Origin of the sequence: Natronococcus amylolyticus DSM 10524 (genome assembly GCF_000337675.1) — an archaeon.
Classification (GTDB): domain Archaea; phylum Halobacteriota; class Halobacteria; order Halobacteriales; family Natrialbaceae; genus Natronococcus; species Natronococcus amylolyticus.
In genome coordinates this window covers 18432-37403 of the sequence record NZ_AOIB01000037.1, presented here as the reverse complement: position 1 = coordinate 37403, position 18972 = coordinate 18432, and the positions used below count along the sequence as shown (strand labels likewise).

General features: G+C 64.7%; 17 protein-coding genes and 1 tRNA gene. 12 read left to right on the top strand and 6 right to left on the bottom strand.

Translation table 11 applies throughout. The features are described 5' to 3' along the window. Nucleotides 1–76 precede the first annotated feature (76 nt). Together C491_RS18660 and trkA are read right to left on the bottom strand one after the other, a co-directional pair. Nucleotides 77–2398 carry an amino acid permease gene (locus tag C491_RS18660; protein WP_005559210.1) on the bottom strand — a complete coding sequence of 774 codons (2322 nt, stop codon included), beginning with the start codon at nt 2396–2398 and terminating at the stop codon, nt 77–79. Nucleotides 2399–2776: 378 nt separating this feature from the next. Next, the gene (gene trkA / locus C491_RS18655; RefSeq protein WP_005559208.1) at nt 2777–4111 is read right to left on the bottom strand and encodes a Trk system potassium transporter TrkA; all 1335 of its coding nucleotides are present in this window, start codon (nt 4109–4111) and stop codon (nt 2777–2779) included. Nucleotides 4112–4411: 300 nt separating this feature from the next. Here trkA and C491_RS18650 point away from each other — a divergent pair, with 300 nt between their 5' ends. Next, nucleotides 4412–4702, top strand: coding sequence for an amphi-Trp domain-containing protein (locus C491_RS18650; protein ID WP_005559206.1), 291 nt, complete (start codon nt 4412–4414; stop codon nt 4700–4702). Between the two features lie 83 nt (nt 4703–4785). Here C491_RS18650 and C491_RS18645 read toward each other — a convergent pair whose 3' ends face one another. Next, complete coding sequence (locus tag C491_RS18645; protein ID WP_005559204.1) at nt 4786–5196, bottom strand: hypothetical protein; 411 nt, start codon at nt 5194–5196, stop codon at nt 4786–4788. Between the two features lie 59 nt (nt 5197–5255). On the opposite strand from C491_RS18645, the gene C491_RS18640 reads away from it, so the two are divergent. The 8 genes from C491_RS18640 (at nt 5256) to C491_RS18605 (ending at nt 11670) form a co-directional block, all read left to right on the top strand. After that, nucleotides 5256–5891 (top strand): adenylate kinase, encoded by a 636-nt coding sequence (locus tag C491_RS18640; RefSeq protein ID WP_005559201.1) that lies wholly within the window; start codon nt 5256–5258, stop codon nt 5889–5891. A gap of 348 nt (nt 5892–6239) precedes the next feature. Further along, nucleotides 6240–7193 (top strand): DUF106 domain-containing protein, encoded by a 954-nt coding sequence (locus C491_RS18635; RefSeq protein ID WP_005559199.1) that lies wholly within the window; start codon nt 6240–6242, stop codon nt 7191–7193. 84 nt (nt 7194–7277) lie between these two features. Beyond that, the gene (gene cmk, locus C491_RS18630; protein WP_005559197.1) at nt 7278–7853 is read left to right on the top strand and encodes a (d)CMP kinase; all 576 of its coding nucleotides are present in this window, start codon (nt 7278–7280) and stop codon (nt 7851–7853) included. Beyond that, entirely contained in the window at nt 7853–8755 is a 903-nt protein-coding gene (locus C491_RS18625; RefSeq protein ID WP_005559195.1) for an RNA-guided pseudouridylation complex pseudouridine synthase subunit Cbf5, read from the top strand. Before cmk ends, C491_RS18625 begins: the two co-directional genes overlap by 1 nt. A gap of 65 nt (nt 8756–8820) precedes the next feature. After that, a tRNA-Pro gene (locus C491_RS18620) sits at nt 8821–8891 on the top strand. A gap of 824 nt (nt 8892–9715) precedes the next feature. Then, complete coding sequence (locus C491_RS18615; RefSeq protein WP_005559193.1) at nt 9716–9904, top strand: hypothetical protein; 189 nt, start codon at nt 9716–9718, stop codon at nt 9902–9904. Between the two features lie 367 nt (nt 9905–10271). Beyond that, nucleotides 10272–11096, top strand: a complete 825-nt coding sequence (locus C491_RS18610) for an Nmad3 family putative nucleotide modification protein (protein ID WP_005559191.1) — start codon at nt 10272–10274, stop codon at nt 11094–11096. A gap of 52 nt (nt 11097–11148) precedes the next feature. Continuing rightward, nucleotides 11149–11670 (top strand): acyltransferase, encoded by a 522-nt coding sequence (locus C491_RS18605; RefSeq protein WP_049892370.1) that lies wholly within the window; start codon nt 11149–11151, stop codon nt 11668–11670. A gap of 16 nt (nt 11671–11686) precedes the next feature. Here the strand turns inward: C491_RS18605 and C491_RS18600 are convergent, their stop codons facing one another. Beyond that, nucleotides 11687–12856, bottom strand: coding sequence for an NAD(P)/FAD-dependent oxidoreductase (locus tag C491_RS18600; protein WP_005559187.1), 1170 nt, complete (start codon nt 12854–12856; stop codon nt 11687–11689). A gap of 96 nt (nt 12857–12952) precedes the next feature. After that, the gene (rocF, locus tag C491_RS18595) at nt 12953–13873 is read right to left on the bottom strand and encodes an arginase (RefSeq protein ID WP_005559185.1); all 921 of its coding nucleotides are present in this window, start codon (nt 13871–13873) and stop codon (nt 12953–12955) included. 96 nt (nt 13874–13969) lie between these two features. On the opposite strand from rocF, the gene C491_RS18590 reads away from it, so the two are divergent. The 3 genes from C491_RS18590 (at nt 13970) to C491_RS18580 (ending at nt 16400) form a co-directional block, all read left to right on the top strand. Continuing rightward, nucleotides 13970–14650: a metal-dependent transcriptional regulator gene (locus C491_RS18590; protein ID WP_005559183.1), complete on the top strand. Its 681-nt coding sequence runs from the start codon at nt 13970–13972 to the stop codon at nt 14648–14650. A gap of 141 nt (nt 14651–14791) precedes the next feature. Next, nucleotides 14792–15721 carry a ZIP family metal transporter gene (locus C491_RS18585; protein ID WP_005559181.1) on the top strand — a complete coding sequence of 310 codons (930 nt, stop codon included), beginning with the start codon at nt 14792–14794 and terminating at the stop codon, nt 15719–15721. A gap of 145 nt (nt 15722–15866) precedes the next feature. Further along, a complete protein-coding gene (locus tag C491_RS18580; protein ID WP_005559179.1) occupies nt 15867–16400 on the top strand; it encodes an Rrf2 family transcriptional regulator in 534 nt (177 codons plus the stop codon). 76 nt (nt 16401–16476) lie between these two features. Here the strand turns inward: C491_RS18580 and gyrA are convergent, their stop codons facing one another. Next, nucleotides 16477–18963, bottom strand: coding sequence for a DNA gyrase subunit A (gyrA, locus tag C491_RS18575; protein ID WP_005559178.1), 2487 nt, complete (start codon nt 18961–18963; stop codon nt 16477–16479). Nucleotides 18964–18972 lie beyond the last annotated feature (9 nt).

The following is an 18972-nucleotide window of genomic DNA, read 5'->3' as shown; positions in this document are numbered from 1 at the left end:
ATAGTACCGACACTACTGGCACCACGAACGATCGCTTCAGTCGTGGCAAGCAACGAGGTTCGGTCGTCGGACGACGTCAGCGCTTCTCGTCTTCCTCGAGCGTCGTCGTGACGCCAGTTTCGGACGGTGAATCGTCTCGCTCGCCGGAGCCAACGAACCGACTGAGCACGCCGCGATCGTGTTTTTTCTCCGCGAGAAGCACCGAACACTCTACCTCGTTGAGCACATCGAGCACCAACGACCCGCGGACCAGCCGAGAGAGAACTCCTTTCTCCGTGGCGCCGATGATCAACAGCGTCGCATCCTCGGCGGCCCGCCCGATACTCTCCTCGACGTCGCCGCTTTCGACCCGTCGCTCGGCGTCGGACAGGCCGTGTTCTGTGGCCCATTCCGCGAGGAACGTCCGGCCCGCGTCCTCGTCGTCGGCGACGTGCAGGAGGGTTACCTCGGCGTCGAACTCCGCCTCGAGCATCCGGGCAACCGCAGCCGAGAGGTCGGAGTCCGGGCCGCCGGCGGTCGGGACCAGGATTCTCGACGGATCGAACCCGCGGTCGCGGAAGACGAGGAAGTCACACGGCAACGAGTGGGCCAGTTCGTCGATCATCGGCTCGGCGCGTCCCGGCGCTCCGTGAGACTCCGGCCCCCACCCCATAACGGTGATGTCGGCACCGTAGGTATCCGCCGCGTTGAACACCTCCTCGAAGGCACGGTGTGAGAGGACGACGTGCGTCTCCACCTCAACGCCGAACGTTTCCGAGTCGTCCTGGGCCCGATCGAGCAGGTCGTGGGCCGCGTTGTGGGCCCCCCGATCTCGAGCGGCCTCCAGGGACGTCTGGTCGGGGACGTTCGCGACGTTGACCGCGACGACCGTCCCGTCGTGCTGGTTTGCGATGGCCGACGCGAGCGTGATGAGGTGTTTCTCGGTCGCGGGATTCGACAACGGGACCATCACGCGGTAGTCGTCGCCCTCGGGCTGAACCGACGTCATAGCCGACACTGCGGACTCCGGAAGCTCCTCGGAGCGATCGAGCACCCAGTTCGCGAGAACGCCGGTGTTCTCGACGCGCGAGCGAGCGTACAGGAAGTACCAGAGTGCGGCGAAGCCGACGAACGCGACCGAGAGGCCGATGACGAGGGGCTCGATATACGCGATCAGCGCGAACGACGTTACGGCGCCGATGATGGGGACGAACGGATAGAACGGGACCTCGAACTCCGGATCGTACCCGTCCGGTTCCGCTTCCCGCATTACGATCAGTGCAACGTTCAGCAGTCCGTAGACGATGAGGTGGAGTACCGAGCCCGCCGTCGCCAGCAGCTCGAGGTTGCCAACCAGTAAGAAGAGGACGATGAGAGCGCCAGTGATGGCGATCGATTTATACGGCGTTCCAAACCGGGGGTGAATCTCGTTGAGCGACGGCGTGACGATCTTCTCGCGTCCCATCGCGAAGTTGATTCGGGACGACGAGAGGATCGAGGCGTTCGCGCTCGAGGCCGTCGCCAGCAGTCCGCCGAACAGCAGTAGTGCCCAGCCGACGGCCCCCATCTCTACTCCGAAGAAGCTGTACTGGCCGAACAGCAGCTGAGCCGCATCGACGACGGCGGTGTCGTTGCCGGCGACGAGTTCCGTCGGCACCGCCGCGAGCAACACGGCGAGAAACAGCGCGTACACGACTGTGACGATCAGGACCGAACCGATGACCGCACGCGGAAGGTTCTTGCCCGGATTCTTGATCTCCTCGGCGACCGACGTGATCTGGACGAACCCGAGATAGGAGACGAAGATGATAGCGGTCACCGGCAGGATCTCTCCCGTCGTCCCCGACGGCGCAATCGGGGTGAGCGTCCCGAAGTCGGCGTTCAGCAAGCCGATGACGGTAAAGATCGTGAGGATTCCCATCAGCAGGAGTACGATGACAATCTGCAGCCCGCCGGTTTCCTTGGCGCCGAAGTAGTTGACACCGATAAACAGCAGCGCCCCCACTAACCCGATGAGCTGGGCGGCTTCCAGCGTGAGCGGACCGAGCGCGATCGCGGACATACCGATAAACGTGTTGACGTACTCGCCGAGCCCGTACATGTAGAACGCGGAGGCGAACGCGAGTCCCATCCAGTTGGCCCACCCGCTGATCGAGCCGAACAACGGCCCAAGCGCGTGGTTGATGTAGAAGTACGCGCCACCGGATTTCGGCATCGCCGTCCCGAGTTCCGACGCCGAAAGCGCGGTAAACAGCGCGATTACGCCGCCGAGGACGAACGTAAGCGCCGCGAGCGGTCCCGCTCGCATCACCGCAGTTCCGGGGAGCACGAAGATTCCTGCGCCGACCATCGTGCCGATTCCGATCGTCAGGGCGGCGAGCGGTCCGAGGTCTTTTGCGAGTTCTTCGTTATCGCTCATGGCCGCTCACCGCTGGTTGAGTGTTTCGTATCATTTTGACGGGGGCGTATCGTCGCGAAAGCTCTCGAATATAACTGAGAGGGTTCGTAGCTACGGATCACATCGACGTAGCCGAGACGGCGCCGTGCGTACGGCGTTGCGTTCGTACTCTCTCGTCGGGAGGGATAAGTGCAGTTGATTTGGAATACGTTCGAGGACGGGTTCCACCGAGCGATTCGGCTCGGGAAGCGTCGTGAGCGACTGGTCGCATTAGGAGGAACAGGGCAACGGGGTGAACGCCACAGCTCGAGCCGAGAGACTGAAGACGGGTTCGTAGTGAAGAACGGGAGGCGACTCGAGGAACGGTGACCGGACGACAGTCGGTACGCGGACGACGGTCTACAGCATCTCGAGGACCTGATCGAGAACCGTCGCGTCGACGAAGAGGACGACGTGATCCCCGGGTTCGACGACGGTCGTCCCCCGTGGCGTGATCAGGTCGCCCCGTCTCGAGATCGCGCCGATCACGACGCCGTCGGGGAACTCCGCGGCTGCCTCGGCGATCGGTCGTCCGGTAATCGCGCTGTCTTCGCCGACTTCGATCTCGATGACTTCGGCGCGGTCGTGTTCGACCATCGCGATCTTCTCGGTGTGAGCCGTGTGCGTGAATCGAATGATCTCCTCGGCGGTTTCCTCGCGGGGGTTGATCGCGACGTCGACGCCGACCTGCTCGAAGAGTTCGGCGTACTGGAGGTTCTCGATGACCGCGATCGTTCGATCGACCCCCAGACGTTTGGCCAGCAGCGAGACGAGCAGGTTCTTCTCGTCGCCGTCGAGCGCCGCGATGACGATGTCGGCCTCGTCGACGTGCTCCCGGACGAGAAAGTCCGTGTCGGTCGCGTCGCTCTCCATCACCATCGTGTTCGGCAACGCCTCCGCGACCTCCCGGGCGCGATCGTGGTCTTGCTCGATCAGGCGGGGTTCGTAGCCGTGGTCCTCGAACTCGCGGGCGGTCTGGAAGCCGATCTCGCTGGCGCCGATGATGACGATCTCCCTGTTCTCGCTGTGATCGGGCGTCGTGATATCCGAGGCGAATCCTTTCACCGAATCGGGGCTCCCGATGACGACGACTCGATCACCGGATCGGATGACCGACTCCCCGCTCGCGACGGTCATCTCCCCTTCTCGGAAGATCGCGGCGAACGTCATCGAGTCGTAACAGTCCGCCTCCTGGATGGAGAGGTCGGCGACGGGGCTGTCCGGACCGATCTCGAACTCCGCCATGCGGACGAGCCCGCCCGCGAACATGTTGACGTCCTGGGCCGCCGGCAGCCCGGAGATCCGGAAGATCGTCTGGGCCGCGAGCAGGTCCGTACAGACCATGAAGTCGACGCCGAACGCTCCCTGGGTTCCCTGCCAGGTCTCGAGCAGCGTCCGGCGTCGCACGCGGGCGATGGTGAACGCATCGCTTTCGGTCTTGGCGGCCCCGCAGATCACGACGTTCGACTCGTCGTTGTCCGTCGATGCGATCACGAGATCGGCCTCGTCGAGACCCGCCTCTCGAAGCGTCGAGATGTCGGTTCCGTTCCCCCGGATCGCGAGGACGTCCATCGAGTAGGTGAGATCCTCGATGATCTCCTCGTCCCGGTCGACGACGACGACGTCGTGGGTTTCCTGAAGGTTTTCGGCGATCGACTGGCCGACTTCGCCGGCCCCGACGATAATCACGTGCACGGCGACCACCTCATACTCGTGCTGACGATCGAGTTCGGGAGATCGGGGATCTCGAGGCGAGACGACGATCGACAGGGCGGAGATCTAGCAGACGTCATGCGTAACAAGGTAAGGGATCGCCGCTCCGAAGCGGCGAACGGTCGGATCCGTAGACCGGAGCGATCCGATTCCGTCTGTACCGTATCCTCTATTTTCGGCCGCGATAAATCCAGCGACTGGACGGATCGAACGGCTTTCGATCGCTCCCGTCGGTCAGAACTCGGCGACAGGTTCTATACCCGATAGCTCCTCTCCTCTCGTATGCCAGAAGAAGTGCTGTTCAAGTTCGAACAATCGATGGACCGCGACGAGATCGCCGACTACCTCCGGTCGGTCGCCGACTCGGTCGACGGCGGCGGCGACATCTCCCTCGAGGCCGGCGGCGAGTCGGTCACGATGTCTCCGCCCGCTCGCCCGACCTTCGAGATCAAGGCCGAACGCGAAACCTCGAGTTCGGGCGGCCCCGCCGAGCTCAGCGTCGAGTTCGAACTCGAGTGGGACGAGGGAAGCGAGGGCGAGGACGGCTCGGGCGGCGAGCTCCGAATCGAGTGATCAGACGGTCCGCTGTACCAGTTTGCCGGCGTAACCGCGAGACGGCTCGGGGTTGCGCCGAAACTGTCTTCCAGTAGTCCGTATCAGAGATCGACGACCCAGACGCGAAACTCCTCGGGGAGCCCGTAGACGCGGGCGAAGACGGCGTCGACGAACTGCCCGATCCGGTTCGGATCGGCCTTCGCGCTGATCCGAACGTTGACGCCCTCGACCTCCTCGGAGCGGTGGATCTCGTCGATTTTGAACACGGGAAACTCCGAGAGCAGTCCCTTGAGAGTCTCGAGTTCCTCGTCGGTGCAGTCGACGTTGATCGTCCCGTCGGCGAACTGGACCCACGGTGTTCCCAGTTCGGGGTCGAGGTCCTCGGCCGCCGAGACGGAGTCCGTATCGACCTCGAACGTGACGAACCCGTCCCCTCGCTCGCGGTGTGCCTGGATTCCGTCGGCGTACAGCTTCCGTCGCTCGGCCGGCTCGTCGGCGTCGAATCGCGTCATACCCGTACCGACGTGCCCGATTCTTTAAGCCTTTATGTGACGGTGCTGAACGAGGGAACATGGCACAGCCACACATCCTGATCCTGGGCGCACCCGGAGCGGGAAAAGGGACACAGAGCGCGAACATCGCCGAAGAGTTCGACGTCGAACACGTCACGACCGGCGACGCGCTCCGCTCGAACAAGGAGATGGACATCTCCGACATGGACACGGAGTACGACACGCCGGCGGAGTACATGGACCAGGGCGAACTCGTCCCCGACGAGGTCGTCAACGCCATCGTCGACGAGGCGCTCTCCCAAGCCGACGGCTACGTGCTCGACGGCTACCCGCGGAACTTGGAGCAGGCCGAGGAGCTCTCGGAGATGACCGACCTCGACGTCGTGCTCTACCTCGACGTCGACGAGGAGGAGCTGGTTCACCGGCTGACGGGTCGTCGGATGGATCCCGAGACCGGCGAGATCTACCACGTCGAGTACAACCCGCCGGAGGACCCTGAGATCGAGGGTCGCCTCGAGCAGCGCGAGGACGACACCGAGGAAACCGTCAAGGAACGGCTGCGAGTCTACCGGGAGAACACGGAGCCGGTCGTCGAACACTACGAGGAGGAGGGCGTCCTCGAACGCGTCGACGGCAATCAGGCGCCCGACGAGGTCTGGGCAGACGTGAAGGCGACGATCGAAGACGCCGCGTAGAACGAGTCTCAAGCGTGACGTCCGGTGAGATCGACTCCCAACACTCGAGGCTTGAGGCTTCTCGAGGCGGTTCGAACCGGATCCATGGCTGAGGAGCGCCGTGAAGCGATACTGAATCTTGCCCGATACAATCGGGATCGGAACAGGGAGACGTACGACCAGCTCGAGCGGGAGTAACGTCTCGAGTGCGGTATTTTCGCTCTGTAGGCTGTCTACCACCGGAGTAGTTCGAGAGGGCGACGATCGAAGACGTTACCTGAGCCGGACCGAACGCGACTCGAGTCCGGTCGGGGCTCGGGCACGCGAAGAAAAACACTTGTATATCGGACGTACCCTAGCCTCTGGCAGATGACGCGTACAGCCGAGAAGATCAACGCCCTCGTCCGCGAGGATTCCTCGATAACGGAGGCCCTGGAGGCGGTCCGCGAGGAAGCCGACAGGAACGGCGGCGAGGTTCAGTGGGGAGACGTCAACGACGATCTGACCAGCGGACAGTGGGGCCGACTGATCGAGAAGGGGGTGCTGGTCGATGGCGACGAGGGGTTCGAAATCGCCGACCGCGAGGCCTACGACGAGGCCCTCGACGGTGACGGCGACGTCGGCGGCGGGGTGCCGGACGTCGACATCGACGAGGATGCCGCGAGCTGGTCCCAGTGGGACAAGCTGGCCGCCGTCGGCTCCGTCCTGTTGATGATCGGCTACTGGCTCGACTCCGTCCGGAACACCGTCGGCGGCACAATCGATCTCGTGTTCGGCCCGCTCGACGCGGCGCTGCCGTTCTACGCGGTGATCCTCTCGGTCGCGCTGCTGACGGGACTGTACTCGACGCTCCTGCAGGCGAACCTGATGAACCCCGAGCGGATCGGCAAGTACCAGGAACGGATGAAGGCGATGCAGGAGAAACAGAAGGACGTCCGCGAGCGCAAGAAGGAAGCCGAGGAACGGGACGCGAGCGAAGCCGAGATCGAGCGCCTCGAGAACGAGATGGAGGATGTTCGTGAGGAACAGATGGAGGCGATGGCCGACAACCTCGGGATGTTCAAAGAGCAGTTCCGGCCGATGGTCTGGATCATGCTGTTTACCATCCCGCTGTTCCTCTGGATGTACTGGAAGATCCTCGGCGGCCACATCACCGAGGCCGACCGAATGATGATCATGCCGATCGTCGGCGAGGTCGCCCTCGACGAGGGGCTGCTCGGTCCGATGTGGGCCTGGATCGTCTGGTACTTCCTGTGCTCGATGGGGTTCACCCAGCTGCTTCGCAAGGCGTTGAACATCGACATGACGCCCTCGAGCACGTAAAGCGCGGAGACGCCCTTCGCGCGACCGAGCTCGAGGCGTCGGCCGATTCAAAACCCATTTTACCCGCCCCGCCGCAGTTCGAATATGTTACTTACCGTCTCCGGCCCGCCGGGAAGCGGGAAGAGTACGACCGCTGAGTTACTCGCCGACGCCTTCGATCTCGACCACGTCAGCGGCGGGGATATCTTCCGCGAACTGGCCGACGAACGCGGCTACACCCCCCTCGAGTTCAACAAGCTGGCCGAGGAGAACGACGAGATCGATCGGGATCTCGACCGTCGGCTCCGCGAGATCGCCACCGAGGATGACGATCTGGTTCTCGAGTCCCGGCTGGCGGGCTGGCTCGCCGGCGACTACGCCGACTTCCGGTTCTGGCTCGACGCCCCGGCGTCGGTCCGCGGCGAGCGAATCGCCGAACGCGAGGAGAAGGATCCGCGGCGGGCGACCGAAGAGACCGAGGCACGGGAGGCGAGCGAGGCCCAGCGCTACCAGGAGTACTACGGGATCGACATCCGGGATCTGACGATCTACGACCTCTCGGTGAACACGGCCCGCTGGGGTCCGGACGCCGTCCTCGACATGCTCGTTACCGCCGTCGACGAATATGAGGCCGACGGCGACGAGGGGAAAGCACCCGTCACCGCAGACTACGAGTTCTGATGGCGTTACGTGGCCCACCCGAGGAACGCTCACCCGCCGAACTGTTGCGCTTCGGCGTCGTCAACCTCGACAAACCTCCGGGACCGTCCTCTCATCAGGTCAGCGGCTGGCTCCGCGACGAGGTCGCCGACGCCCTCACCAAACACGGCGCGGAGCCGATCGACCAGGCAGCCCACGCCGGCACCCTCGATCCGAAGGTAACGGGCTGTCTGCCGGTCATGCTCGGCGAGGCGACCCGACTCGCCCAGACGTTTCTCGAGGGCGAAAAGGAGTACGTCGCCGTCCTCGAGTGTCACGGCTCGGTGCCGGGAGACGCCGAATCGATCGCCAGCGAGTTCGAGGGACCGATCTACCAGAAACCACCCCGGAAGAGTGCCGTCTCGCGTCGGCTCCGGGTGCGCGAGATCTACGACCTCGACGTCCTCGAGGTCGAGGACCGACGGCTGCTCGTACGGATCGGTTGCGAGAGCGGGACCTACGTTCGCAAGCTCTGTCACGACCTGGGGCTCGCACTCGGCACTGGCGGCCACATGGGCCACCTCCGCCGGACGGCGACGACGCCGTTCGACGACTCGACGCTGCATACGGCACAGGAGTTCTACGACGCACTCGCGTTCTGGCTCGAGGACGACGACCCCGAGCCTCTGTACGACGTGGTCGAGCCCGCCGAGCGCATCCTCGAGCACATCCCTCGAGTGACGATCGCCGACAGCGCGGCCGAGCAGGTCGCGACTGGCGCGCCCGTCTACGCGCCCGGCGTGCTCGAGGCCGACGACGCCGAGCGGGGGTCGCTGGTGGCCTGTTTCACGTCCGACGGCGCCGCCGTCTGTCTGGGCACACTGGTCGGGGATTCTGACGCGGCGTCGGGAACCGTCGTCGACCTCGAGCGAGTGCTGATCTGAGTTCGGACGGCAGTCTCGAGGCGAAACGACACGCTTAAACGGCAGACGGCCATCGGTCAAGGTACGGGACCGTGGGGTAGTGGTATCCTCTGCGGATGGGGTCCGTAGGACCCGAGTTCAATTCTCGGCGGTCCCATTTCTGCCGCGAACAAAAACGTGAGCGGCAGAACTATCGAAAGAGCCGAGAATTGAGCACGCAAGTCGCAGCCAGCGAGCGACCAACGGAAGCGAGCTGGACCGTCTTGCATCTGTTCAATTCTCGGCGGTCCCATTTTCACGACGTAACGAAAGAGGGAGCGGAGCGACCGTTGTGACGTGAGGAGTGGAAATGGGAGCAGGGAGCAGCTTTGCTGCGACCGAGGTCCCACTTTTCGCAGCGTGAAAATGAAAACAGGGAGCAGCTCCGCTGCGACCGTTGTCCCACTGTTTTCGGAGCAAACGTGGGGATACGAGGGCGAGCGTAGCGAGTCCCCGTACTCTCTCTTTTGACGCGAGCAAAAACGTGAGCCGCAGAAGTCGAGTGCCGGCGTATTTCACCGGGGAGGTCGACTCGAGGGATCATCAACCACGGTAATACCCGCGTTGAACGCGTCGGCAGTGGGATTCTGACGAGAATACCGTCCAGAACGCGCTCGTATCCTCGTACTGAACGCGGAGAGCAGCCGAGGTCGGCGTGTCGTCTCGAGCGTGCGGCCGATTCGGTGATCGACGCGGATAGTGGCAGGATCGCCGACCCGACCGTTCGCAGACCGGACGAAGAAAGTGAGATCCAAACGGGTTCGGGATGGCGTGGAGAAAGTCACGATAATTCCGATAAACGATCGGTAACTCGAGCGGACGATCGCCCGGTTCAATACGCTCGTCGCGAGCAACGAACGATGCCGGGAAGAGCTACCGATGACACACCACCACCTGCCGACCACCACCCGCTGACCACCACCCCGACCCGGCGTTTCGACGATGACGACGGAAAACCGAGAGAAACGAGCCGCTGTCTGTGAGAACTGCGGCGCGGTCTGTGCCGTCTGGCGCCGACCCGACGGAAAGATTCGTCCGATCAGTTCGACGAGTGGCTGTGACTGCGAGAAGCGAGCGCTTCGCGTCGTCGACGCGCTCGGCGCACCCGACGGGAGCGGTAGCAGCCGCTAATTGTCGGTTCAGGTCGAGCTACGCGACGGTTGTATATCGGTGTAGGAATCGTTTCAGTCGACCGGCCCTCCGTCGGGAAATCGAAATTCGGTTCCGTCGCACCTCGGGCAGACATCCTGGCGCTTTGGAACGGGATCGGAGCCACCCCCCGCCAGCAGGACGAACTCACAGTCGCTGCACTCGACGAACTCGCGCACTGCCAAACGGTTGGAACTCGACAGTTGAGTAGCCTTCACCACGTTGTGTAGGTATGGCTCCAGTCCGACACGAGCCGACAGCGAACGATGCTCGCTCGGGTCGGTAGCTGTCGACCGCAAACGGTCCGCGACCGGCGGCTTTATCGGCGTTCGTTGCGGAGAGGTCGGCTATGACGGTCGTTCTCGCCGGCGTTGGCGCCGACAGCACGAACCTCGGAGCGCTCGGGCCGCTGTACGACGACGGACGGTTCGAGTACGTCCCGATCCCGGAGAAGACCCGCGAGACGACGGAGACGGAGACGCTCGGCTCCTGGGCGCTGCGCGGCGACGACGGCGTCGCGGCCGATCTCACGACCCGGATCGAGCCCCAGCCGGTTCGTGGCGGCCGTGACCCCATCTCCGGCGACGACCTCGAGTCCTGGCCGCTACACCGCGATCCCAACTTCGAGGCCCTGACCTACGGTGAACACCGCACTAGCGGCTACGTCTCCCGGCTGCGCGCCCTCGAACCCGGCGACGTCGTCGGTTTCTACGCCGGACTCCGGCGACCGGGCGGCGACCGCGCTCACCGCTACCTGATCGGCTACTTCACCGTCGACTCGGTCGCGGTCGTCACCCCCGAACAGTCGGACGAGGAGCGGCGAGCGATCCTCGAGGCCCACCCCGAGAACGCCCACGCCAAGCGCGCGCGGGGCGACGAGCTCTACCTCGAGAAGCCGGTCGTGATCGTCGACGGCCGCGAGCCGGGCGGGCTGTTCGACCGGGATCCGATCCGGATCAGCGACTACTACGTCAGGGAGGGTAACGTCCAGGCCCAGTACTACCTGCGCGAGGAGGTCGAGTCCGCGTGGAACGTCCGGGAGGGCGGCGCGAACATGATGTTCAAACCCGCCTATCGGTGTGAACTCTCGGGGGAGCGCTTCCGCGAGAAAGTCGGGCTTCCCGGGGAGCGCTCGAGTGCGGACCCGCCCTCGAGACGGAGTGGAGCCGAGTGAAGGCGGTGAAACCGATCGGTTTCATGTGTCGACGACCCGAACGCTTCCCGTAGTGACCGACGAGACGCCCTCCCGCCACGACCGCGTGCGCAGCCATCGAACGCCCGGTGTCGCCAACTCCCTCGCCCACTGGACCCGAGCGCGCAGCCCGCTCCGGGTCGCGATCAACTACGTCGTTGTCTGGCTCGTCCGGATCTCGCCGAGCCTGCGGCTCAAGCGCTGGCTCCTGCGGCGGATTGGCGTCACCGTCGGCACCGGTGTCTCCTGGGGACTCGAGGCCACGCCGGACGTGTTCTGGCCCGAGCTGATCACCGTCGAGGATCACGCGATCGTCGGCTACGATGCGACGCTGCTGTGTCACGAGTTCCTCCAGGAGGAGTACCGAACGGGCGAGGTCGTCGTCGGCGAGCGGGCGATGATCGGCGCGGGCGCGATCGTGTTACCGGGCGTCGAGATCGGCGCGGGCGCGAGCGTCGCGGCGAACTCCCTGGTCACGCGGGACGTCGAACCCGGTGCGACCGTGGCGGGTGTGCCGGCCCGTCCGATGGACGCGGAGTCGCTCGCCGAGGACTGATCGAACGACGGCGCAGCTACAGGGACGGCCAGGCTTTTCGAGCGCGGTTCGCCGAGGAGACGTCGGCGATCCAGCGGGCGGCGATCGCCTTCTTCAGGTTCTTCGCGGGGACGCCGCCGAAGGTGTCGACGGGGAGCGCGAGACCGAACGCCGGCTTGACGCCGTGGGCGACGGCCTTGTCGCCGACGGAGACGACGGTCCCCTTGTCCTTGTGCTCCCAGGTCTTCAGCGGTCGGTTCTGGATGGCGCGGTTGATGTTCTCGGCGGCGACGTCCGCGGCCTGCCAGGCGGCCTGCGCGGTTGGCGGTGCGGGTCGGTCGCCCTGATCGACGACCGCGGAGTCGCCGATCGCGAAGACGCGCTCGTTCGACGTCTGGAAGTTCGCGCCGGCGTTGACGCGGTTGTGCTCCTTCTCGAGGTCGGCCGTCTCGAGGGCGTCCTGGCCCGTGATTCCGCCAGTCCAGACGAGCACGTCGTGGCTCAGGGGCTCGCCCTCGTCGAAGTGGATCACGTCGTCGTTCGCCTCGGTGATCGGATCGTCCGTGTGGATCTGGACGCCGGCGTCCTGGAGCAGGTCCCGAAGCGCCTGCTGGATCTCCGGATCGTTGCCGGGGAAGATCTCCTCTAAGGCCTCGACGAGGTGGATCTCGAGGGGCGCGCGGTGGTTGTCACGGAACTCGGCGATCTCGCCGGCGGTCTGGATGCCCGAGAGGCCGGCGCCGCCGATGACGATCTGGGCGGGGTCGCCGCGGGTCGCCTCGCGGCTCGCCTCCACGACGGCCTCGTGGATCTCGAGGGCGTCGTCGAGGCCCTTGAGGGTCAGCGAGTGGTCCTCGAGGCCGGGGATGCCGTAGTAGGCGGTCTGGCTTCCCAGCGCGACGAGGACGTAGTCGTAGTCGACGTCCTCGCCGTCGGCGAGTTCGACGACTCGTTCGTCGGTGTCGAGACCGGTGACCTCGTCCTCGACGAACCGGGTCGAGGGTGCCGCGATCTCCTCGACAGGGATCGTGATGTCCTCCTGGACGTCGGGATCACGGATCACGCGGTGGGACTCGTGAAGGACGAGGTGGTAGTCGACGTCGGCGATCCAGGTCAGGCGCGCGTTGTCATCGAGCTCCGATTGAAGCGTTTTGACCGCACCGGCCCCGGCGTAGCCGGCGCCGAGTACGACGACGTTCTCGGTCATACGTGTCACTCTGAAACACTCCGATACAAAGGTGTTGAAACAGGAATGGCCGGGAGAGAGATTCACATGCTTGGAGTCCGCCCGAGCGAACGCGATTCAGAGGATCCGCTTGCCGAAGGCGCTTGCCGTGAGGTCGGCCGCGAGCGTCGCCGTCTCGTTACGTTCGTCGAGGATCGGGTTCACCTCGACGACGTCCATCGAGCGAAGGATGTCGTCACGCCGGTTTCGCGTCGAGACCCGCTCGAGCGCGGAGTGGGCCTCCCGATAGGTGACGCCGCCACGAACCGGGGTCCCGACGCCGGGGGCCGCCTTCGGATCGAGCCAGTCGAGGTCGAGGCTGACGTGGATCCCGTCGGTCCCGTCGGTCGCGACGTCGAGGGCGTCCTCGACAACGTTCGTGATCCCTCGCTCGTCGATATCGGCCATCGTGAACGCGGTCATCTCGCTGTCGCGGATCCACTCGCGTTCGCGCTCGTCGATACTGCGGAGGCCGACGTACGCGATCGACTCCTCGCGGAGGTTGGGGGCGCTGGCCCACTCCATCTCGTCGAACGCCCCCCAGCCGAGTGCCGCGGCGAGTGGCATCCCGTGGACGTTCCCGCTCGGCGAGGATTCGGGCGTGTTGAGGTCGGCGTGGGCGTCGAACCAGATCGCACCCAGCTCCGCGGTTCGAGAGGCTCCCGTCATCGAGCCGATCGCGACCGAGTGATCGCCGCCCAACACGAGCGGAAACTCCCCGTCGTCGAGCGTCTCGGCGACTTCCTCCGAGAGCCGCGAGCAGACGTCGCCGACCTCGCGAAGGAACTTCGCGTTCCCCTCGCGAGGCTGGGTGGCGTCCGGATCGCGTTCCTCGGCCCGCGGGATGTGTAGATCGCCGGCGTCGACCGGTTCGACCCCTGCCCCCTCGAGTTCGTCGGCCAGGGCGGCGTACCTGATCGCCGACGGTCCCATGTCGACGCCGCGACGGTTCGCCCCGTAGTCCATCGGCGCGCCGATGATTCGCACTGTCTGACCCATACGATCCCTTTCGGGAGCAGCGTTTTGTTCGTGCCGGTTCACGTCGAATCTCGGCGTCGATAGGTTTAGGGTTAGACGGCTCGAAAACCGATCGAAATGATGCTGAGCGACGTGATGGAAGACTACCTCAAGGCGATCTACCAGCTTCAGCAGGGGACCGACGACCGGATCAAAACGTCGGCGATCGCCGAGGAGCTGGACGTTACGTCGCCGACCGTCACCAGCATGCTCGAGAAACTCGAGGAACGCGGCCTCGTCGACCGCGAGAAGTACCGCGGCGTCACCCTTTCCGAAGAGGGCGAGACGGTGGCACTCGAGGTCGTTCGCCACCACCGGCTGCTCGAGTCCTACCTGACCGAGCATCTGGACTACGACTGGTCGGAGGTCCACGAGGAGGCCGACCGGCTCGAACACCACATTAGCGAGGACTTCGAGGCTCGCGTCGCGGCCGCGCTCGACGAGCCGACGGTCGATCCCCACGGCTCGCCGATCCCCAGCGCGGACCTCGAGCCGCCCGAGCGCCGAGCGGGCGAATCTATCGCCGGCTTCGAGGAAGGCGACGTCGTCGTCGTCGAGGAGGTCGCCGACCGCGATCCGGAGATTCTCTCCTATCTGGCCGACCACGGCATCGAACCGGGGGTCGAACTCGAGATCCTCGAGGTCGCACCCTTCGGCATGGTGACGGCCCGCTCGAGTGCACACGACGAGCCGGTGTCGATCCCCGAGACGGTCGCTCATCACGTCCGCGTCGCCCGACCGGTCGAGGCCGAAGGCTAATTTACGATTCCGAACCGTAGTCGTCTTGTCGCCGACATTTGATTAATCTCAGTCGAAACGTAAGTGAGAAAGGTATATGATTAGACGCGTCTAAAGAATGCGTAATGAATCAGCGACGCGTCCGGATCGAGGTGTGGCAGTATGGATAACGAGTTGCCTATACACGAGCGAGTCCCCCACTGGGTTCTCGCTATCGCTCCGCTCGTCGTTCTGGCGGCCGTGCTCGCCCTGCTGGTCGTTACCTCTCCGTTTGGTGATCTCGGATCGATGGCGGACGCGAGCACCGTCGATATCCTCTGGATGCTCACGATCATCGGCTTCCTGGCCGGGATCGTTCCGGTCGCGATCGGGATGCTCTGGTTTCCGTTCATTCGCGCACTGGATTACCGGCTCATCCACGCGTTTCTCGCCCTCTCGGCCGGCGTGCTCGCCTTTATCGCCTTCGAGATGACCGAGGAGGTGATCGACTACGGTGGCGAACTCGAGAGTACGTCGGTCGCGGTAGTCGCCGCAGTCGGAGGTGTAGCCGCGACGTTCGGAATCATGTACGCACTCAGCAGGTGGCGCCAGCGAACGGCGGCGACGGGTGCCGAGAAGAGCGGCCTCCACGTCGCGTACCTGGTGGCCGTCGCGCTCGGTCTCCACAGCATCGGTGAGGGGCTGGCCATCGGGACGGCGTTCGTTCTCGGCCAGGGCGAACTCGTGATGCTCCTGGTGATCGGATTCGTCATGCACAACATCATGGAGGGCCCGACCGTCGTCGCCGCGGTCGCCCGTGATACGGCGAGCCCGCCGCTTCACCACTTCGCCATCATGGGCGTACTGGCCGGGGGTCCGGTGATCCTGGGCGGCTGGATCGGCAGTCTCGCGGACTCGGCGCTGCTCGCCGTGATCTTCTACGCGATCGCGATCGGCGCGATCCTGCAGGTGCTGGTCGAACTCGCCGAACTCATCCGCTTCGACGCCGACACGATCGTGACGCGCCTCAACGCCGTGACGTTCGTCGCCGGCGTCGCGCTCATGTTCGTCCTCGAGGACGTCATCGTGGAGGGGTGGATCCTCCCCGGCTGACCCGTTCGCGGGGACGCGGCTGTAGCTCGAATTCCACAGAGGGCGGAAAGGAAACTGATTACTGGGTCGGGCAGCTACCTCCTAATCGACCGAACGTCCCGACCTACCCGTCGGGTTTAAGGAAATCAATCACGAAGAATACAGCATGTCATCAATCGAACTCACCCCTAGCCAGAAGAAAATTCTCCGCGCGTTGACGAACTTGCACAAGGAATCGGAGGACGCGATCAAGGGCGAGGATATCGCCGAACAGGTAGACCGCAACCCCGGAACGATTCGTAACCAGATGCAGAGCCTGAAGGCACTGCAGCTGGTCGAGGGCGTCCCCGGTCCGAAAGGCGGCTACAAGCCGACCGCTGCCGCGTTCGAGGCCCTCGAGATCCAGCAGATGGACGACCCCGCCTCCGTCCCCGTCGAACACGAGGGCGAACCCCTCGAGGGTATCATCGTCGAGGAGATCGACCTCTCGAGCGTCCACCACCCCGAACTCTGCCGGGCAGAGATCCACATGCAGGGCACCTCGGACGGGATCGAGGAAGGAGACGCGGTCACGGTCGGCCCGACGCCGCTGTCGAAGCTCGTCATCGAGGGGACCCTCGACGGGCGAGACGATACGAACAACATTCTCATCCTCCGGATCGACGATATGGTCGCGCCAGCCGAGGAGCCAAGCCACTAGCTGGCTGGGGACCGTTCTCTCGATTCTCCGCTCTGTCGTCCGTTCTTACCCCTCAGAAAACCGAGCTGTGGCGCCGTCAGTTCGCGTCGGCGTGCTCGTTCTCCTCGGCCACCGAGGCCGCCGGCAGGACGTCGACGCTCGCGACGGCGTCGCCGTCGTCGACGTCCATGACGGTCACGCCCATCGTGTTCCGGCCGACGGTCGAGACCTCGTCGACCCGTGTCCGGACGATCTGGCCTCGCTCGCTCATCATGACGAGGTGGTCGTCGGCGTCGACGGCCTTGACGGTCGTTACGTGTCCGTTCCGGCCGTCGGTCTTGATATCGATCAGCCCCTTCCCGTACCGGGACTGGGTCCGGTACTCCGAGAGCGGCGTCCGCTTGCCGTACCCGTTCCGGGTGACGGTCAGTAGCGCGCGCTCGTCGGCCTCGTCGGTCGCGACCAGTCCGGCGACGGCGTCGTCGTCGGTGAGCTTGATGCCGTTGACCCCGCGGGCGTTTCGTCCCATCGCCCGGACCTCGCCCTCGTCGAAGCGGATCGTCATCCCGCCTTCGGTGGCGATCACCAGGTCCTGGGAGCCGTCGGTGACTTCGACGTCGACCAGTTCGTCGTCCTCCTCGAGATCGGCGGCGATGATCCCCGTCGAGCGGATGTTGTCGAACTCCTCGCCGGCAGTCCGCTTGACGTAGCCGTTTCTGGTGACCATCGTCACATACTCGTCGTCGCCGAACGCATCGGTGTCGACGATCGCCGTGATATCCTCGCCGGCGTCCAGATCGAGGATGTTGACCGCGGACTTCCCGCGGGCTGTCCGGCCCATCTCGGGGATCTCGTAGGTCTTCAGCTGGTAGACCTTCCCCTGGTTGGTAAAGCAAAGCAGGAAGTCGTGGGTGTTCGCCCGGAACACCGTCGAAACGCGGTCGTCGTCTTTCACGTCCGCGCCGATGATCCCTTTCCCGCCTCGGCCCTGGGGGTCGAAGTCGTCGATCGGCATCCGCTTGACGTAGTCGTCCTCGGTCATCACGACGACGACCTCCTCCTCCGGAATGAGGTCCTCGTGGGTGACCGTCCCCTGGTCCTCGATTATCGAGGTTCGGCGCTCGTCGCCGTACTCCTCTTTGATCTCGCGGAGTTCGTCTTTGATGACCGAGAGCAGTTCGGACTCGCTCTCGAGGATCTCCGTCAGGCGTTCGATCTCGGCCTGAACCTCCTCGTACTCCTCGTCGATCTCGGCGGCCTCCATCGAGGTGAGACTGCCGAGTTGCATCCGAACGATGTGCTGGGCCTGCTCCTCCGAGAAGCCGTACTGGTCCTGCAGCCCCGCCTTGGCCGCGGACCGGTCCTCGCTGTTGCGAATCAGTTCGACGACGTCCTCGGCGTTCTCGACGGCCTTCAGTCGCCCCTCGAGGATGTGCGCTCGGTCCTCGGCCTCCGCGAGGTCGTACTCGCTGCGCCGGCGGACGACCTCGCGGCGGTGGTCGACGTACTCCGACAGGGTCTCTCTGAGCGAGAGCACCCGGGGCTGGCCGTCGACCAGCGCGAGGTTGATGATACCGAACGTCTTCTCGAGGTGGCTCTCGAGAAGCTTGTTCTTGACGACGTCGACGTTCGCGCCGCGCTTGAGCTCGATGACGACGCGGACGCCGTCGCGGTCGGACTCGTCGCGCAGGTCCGTGATCCCTTCGAGGTCGCCCTCCGTGACGTCCTCGGCGATGCGCTCGACGAGGCGAGCCTTGTTCTCCTGGAAGGGAAGCTCGGTGACGACGATCCGCTCGCGACCGGACTTCCACTCCTCGACCTCGAACTCGGCGCGAACTCGAACCCGTCCGCGGCCAGTCTTGTACGCCGAGTAGACGGCGTCTCGGCCGACGATGTTCGCGCCGGTCGGAAAGTCGGGACCCTTGACGTGATCCATTAAGTCCTCGACGGTGGCGTCGGGGTTGTCGATCAGTTCGATCGTCGCGTCGATCACCTCGCCTAAGTTGTGCGGCGGGATGTTCGTCGACATCCCGACCGCGATCCCCGAGGAGCCGTTGACCAGCAGGTTCGGGAACGCTGCGGGCAGAACGTCGGGCTCCTGCAGGCGGTCGTCGTAGTTCGCCGAGAAGTCGACCGTATCCTTCCCGATGTCCTCGAGGAGTTCCTCGGCGACGGGGGCCATCCGGGCCTCCGTGTACCGGGGTGCGGCGGCCGGATCGCCGTCCATCGAGCCGAAGTTCCCCTGGCCGTCGACCAGCGGGTAGCGCATCGAGAAGTCCTGGGCCATCCGGACCAGGGTGTCGTAGATCGCGCTGTCGCCGTGGGGGTGGTAGTCACCCATCGTCTCCCCGACGATCGAGGAGGATTTGCGGTGACTGCTGCCCGAGGAGACGCCCAGTTCGTGCATCGCGTACAGGATGCGCCGGTGAACCGGCTTGAGGCCGTCCCGGACGTCGGGCAGGGCCCGGCCCGCGATGACGCTCATCGCGTAGTCGATGTAGCTCTGCTCCATCTCGTCCTCGATCCGGACAGACTCGATCGAGGCCGCCTCGATATCGGTGGGATCGGGTACTTCCGAACTCATGCGTGGGTA

What these genes read in the sequence shown, in the direction of transcription:
- C491_RS18580 (WP_005559179.1), top strand. Translation starts at nt 15,867, where the DNA reads ATGTCATCAATCGAACTCACCCCTAGCCAGAAGAAAATTCTCCGCGCG.
- C491_RS18610 (WP_005559191.1), top strand. Translation starts at nt 10,272, where the DNA reads ATGACGGTCGTTCTCGCCGGCGTTGGCGCCGACAGCACGAACCTCGGA.
- C491_RS18590 (WP_005559183.1), top strand. Translation starts at nt 13,970, where the DNA reads ATGATGCTGAGCGACGTGATGGAAGACTACCTCAAGGCGATCTACCAG.
- C491_RS18600 (WP_005559187.1), bottom strand. Translation starts at nt 12,856, where the DNA reads ATGACCGAGAACGTCGTCGTACTCGGCGCCGGCTACGCCGGGGCCGGT.
- C491_RS18635 (WP_005559199.1), top strand. Translation starts at nt 6,240, where the DNA reads ATGACGCGTACAGCCGAGAAGATCAACGCCCTCGTCCGCGAGGATTCC.
- C491_RS18660 (WP_005559210.1), bottom strand. Translation starts at nt 2,398, where the DNA reads ATGAGCGATAACGAAGAACTCGCAAAAGACCTCGGACCGCTCGCCGCC.
- rocF (WP_005559185.1), bottom strand. Translation starts at nt 13,873, where the DNA reads ATGGGTCAGACAGTGCGAATCATCGGCGCGCCGATGGACTACGGGGCG.
- cmk (WP_005559197.1), top strand. Translation starts at nt 7,278, where the DNA reads ATGTTACTTACCGTCTCCGGCCCGCCGGGAAGCGGGAAGAGTACGACC.
- C491_RS18650 (WP_005559206.1), top strand. Translation starts at nt 4,412, where the DNA reads ATGCCAGAAGAAGTGCTGTTCAAGTTCGAACAATCGATGGACCGCGAC.
- C491_RS18640 (WP_005559201.1), top strand. Translation starts at nt 5,256, where the DNA reads ATGGCACAGCCACACATCCTGATCCTGGGCGCACCCGGAGCGGGAAAA.
- gyrA (WP_005559178.1), bottom strand. Translation starts at nt 18,963, where the DNA reads ATGAGTTCGGAAGTACCCGATCCCACCGATATCGAGGCGGCCTCGATC.
- C491_RS18625 (WP_005559195.1), top strand. Translation starts at nt 7,853, where the DNA reads ATGGCGTTACGTGGCCCACCCGAGGAACGCTCACCCGCCGAACTGTTG.
- C491_RS18615 (WP_005559193.1), top strand. Translation starts at nt 9,716, where the DNA reads ATGACGACGGAAAACCGAGAGAAACGAGCCGCTGTCTGTGAGAACTGC.
- C491_RS18585 (WP_005559181.1), top strand. Translation starts at nt 14,792, where the DNA reads ATGGATAACGAGTTGCCTATACACGAGCGAGTCCCCCACTGGGTTCTC.
- C491_RS18645 (WP_005559204.1), bottom strand. Translation starts at nt 5,196, where the DNA reads ATGACGCGATTCGACGCCGACGAGCCGGCCGAGCGACGGAAGCTGTAC.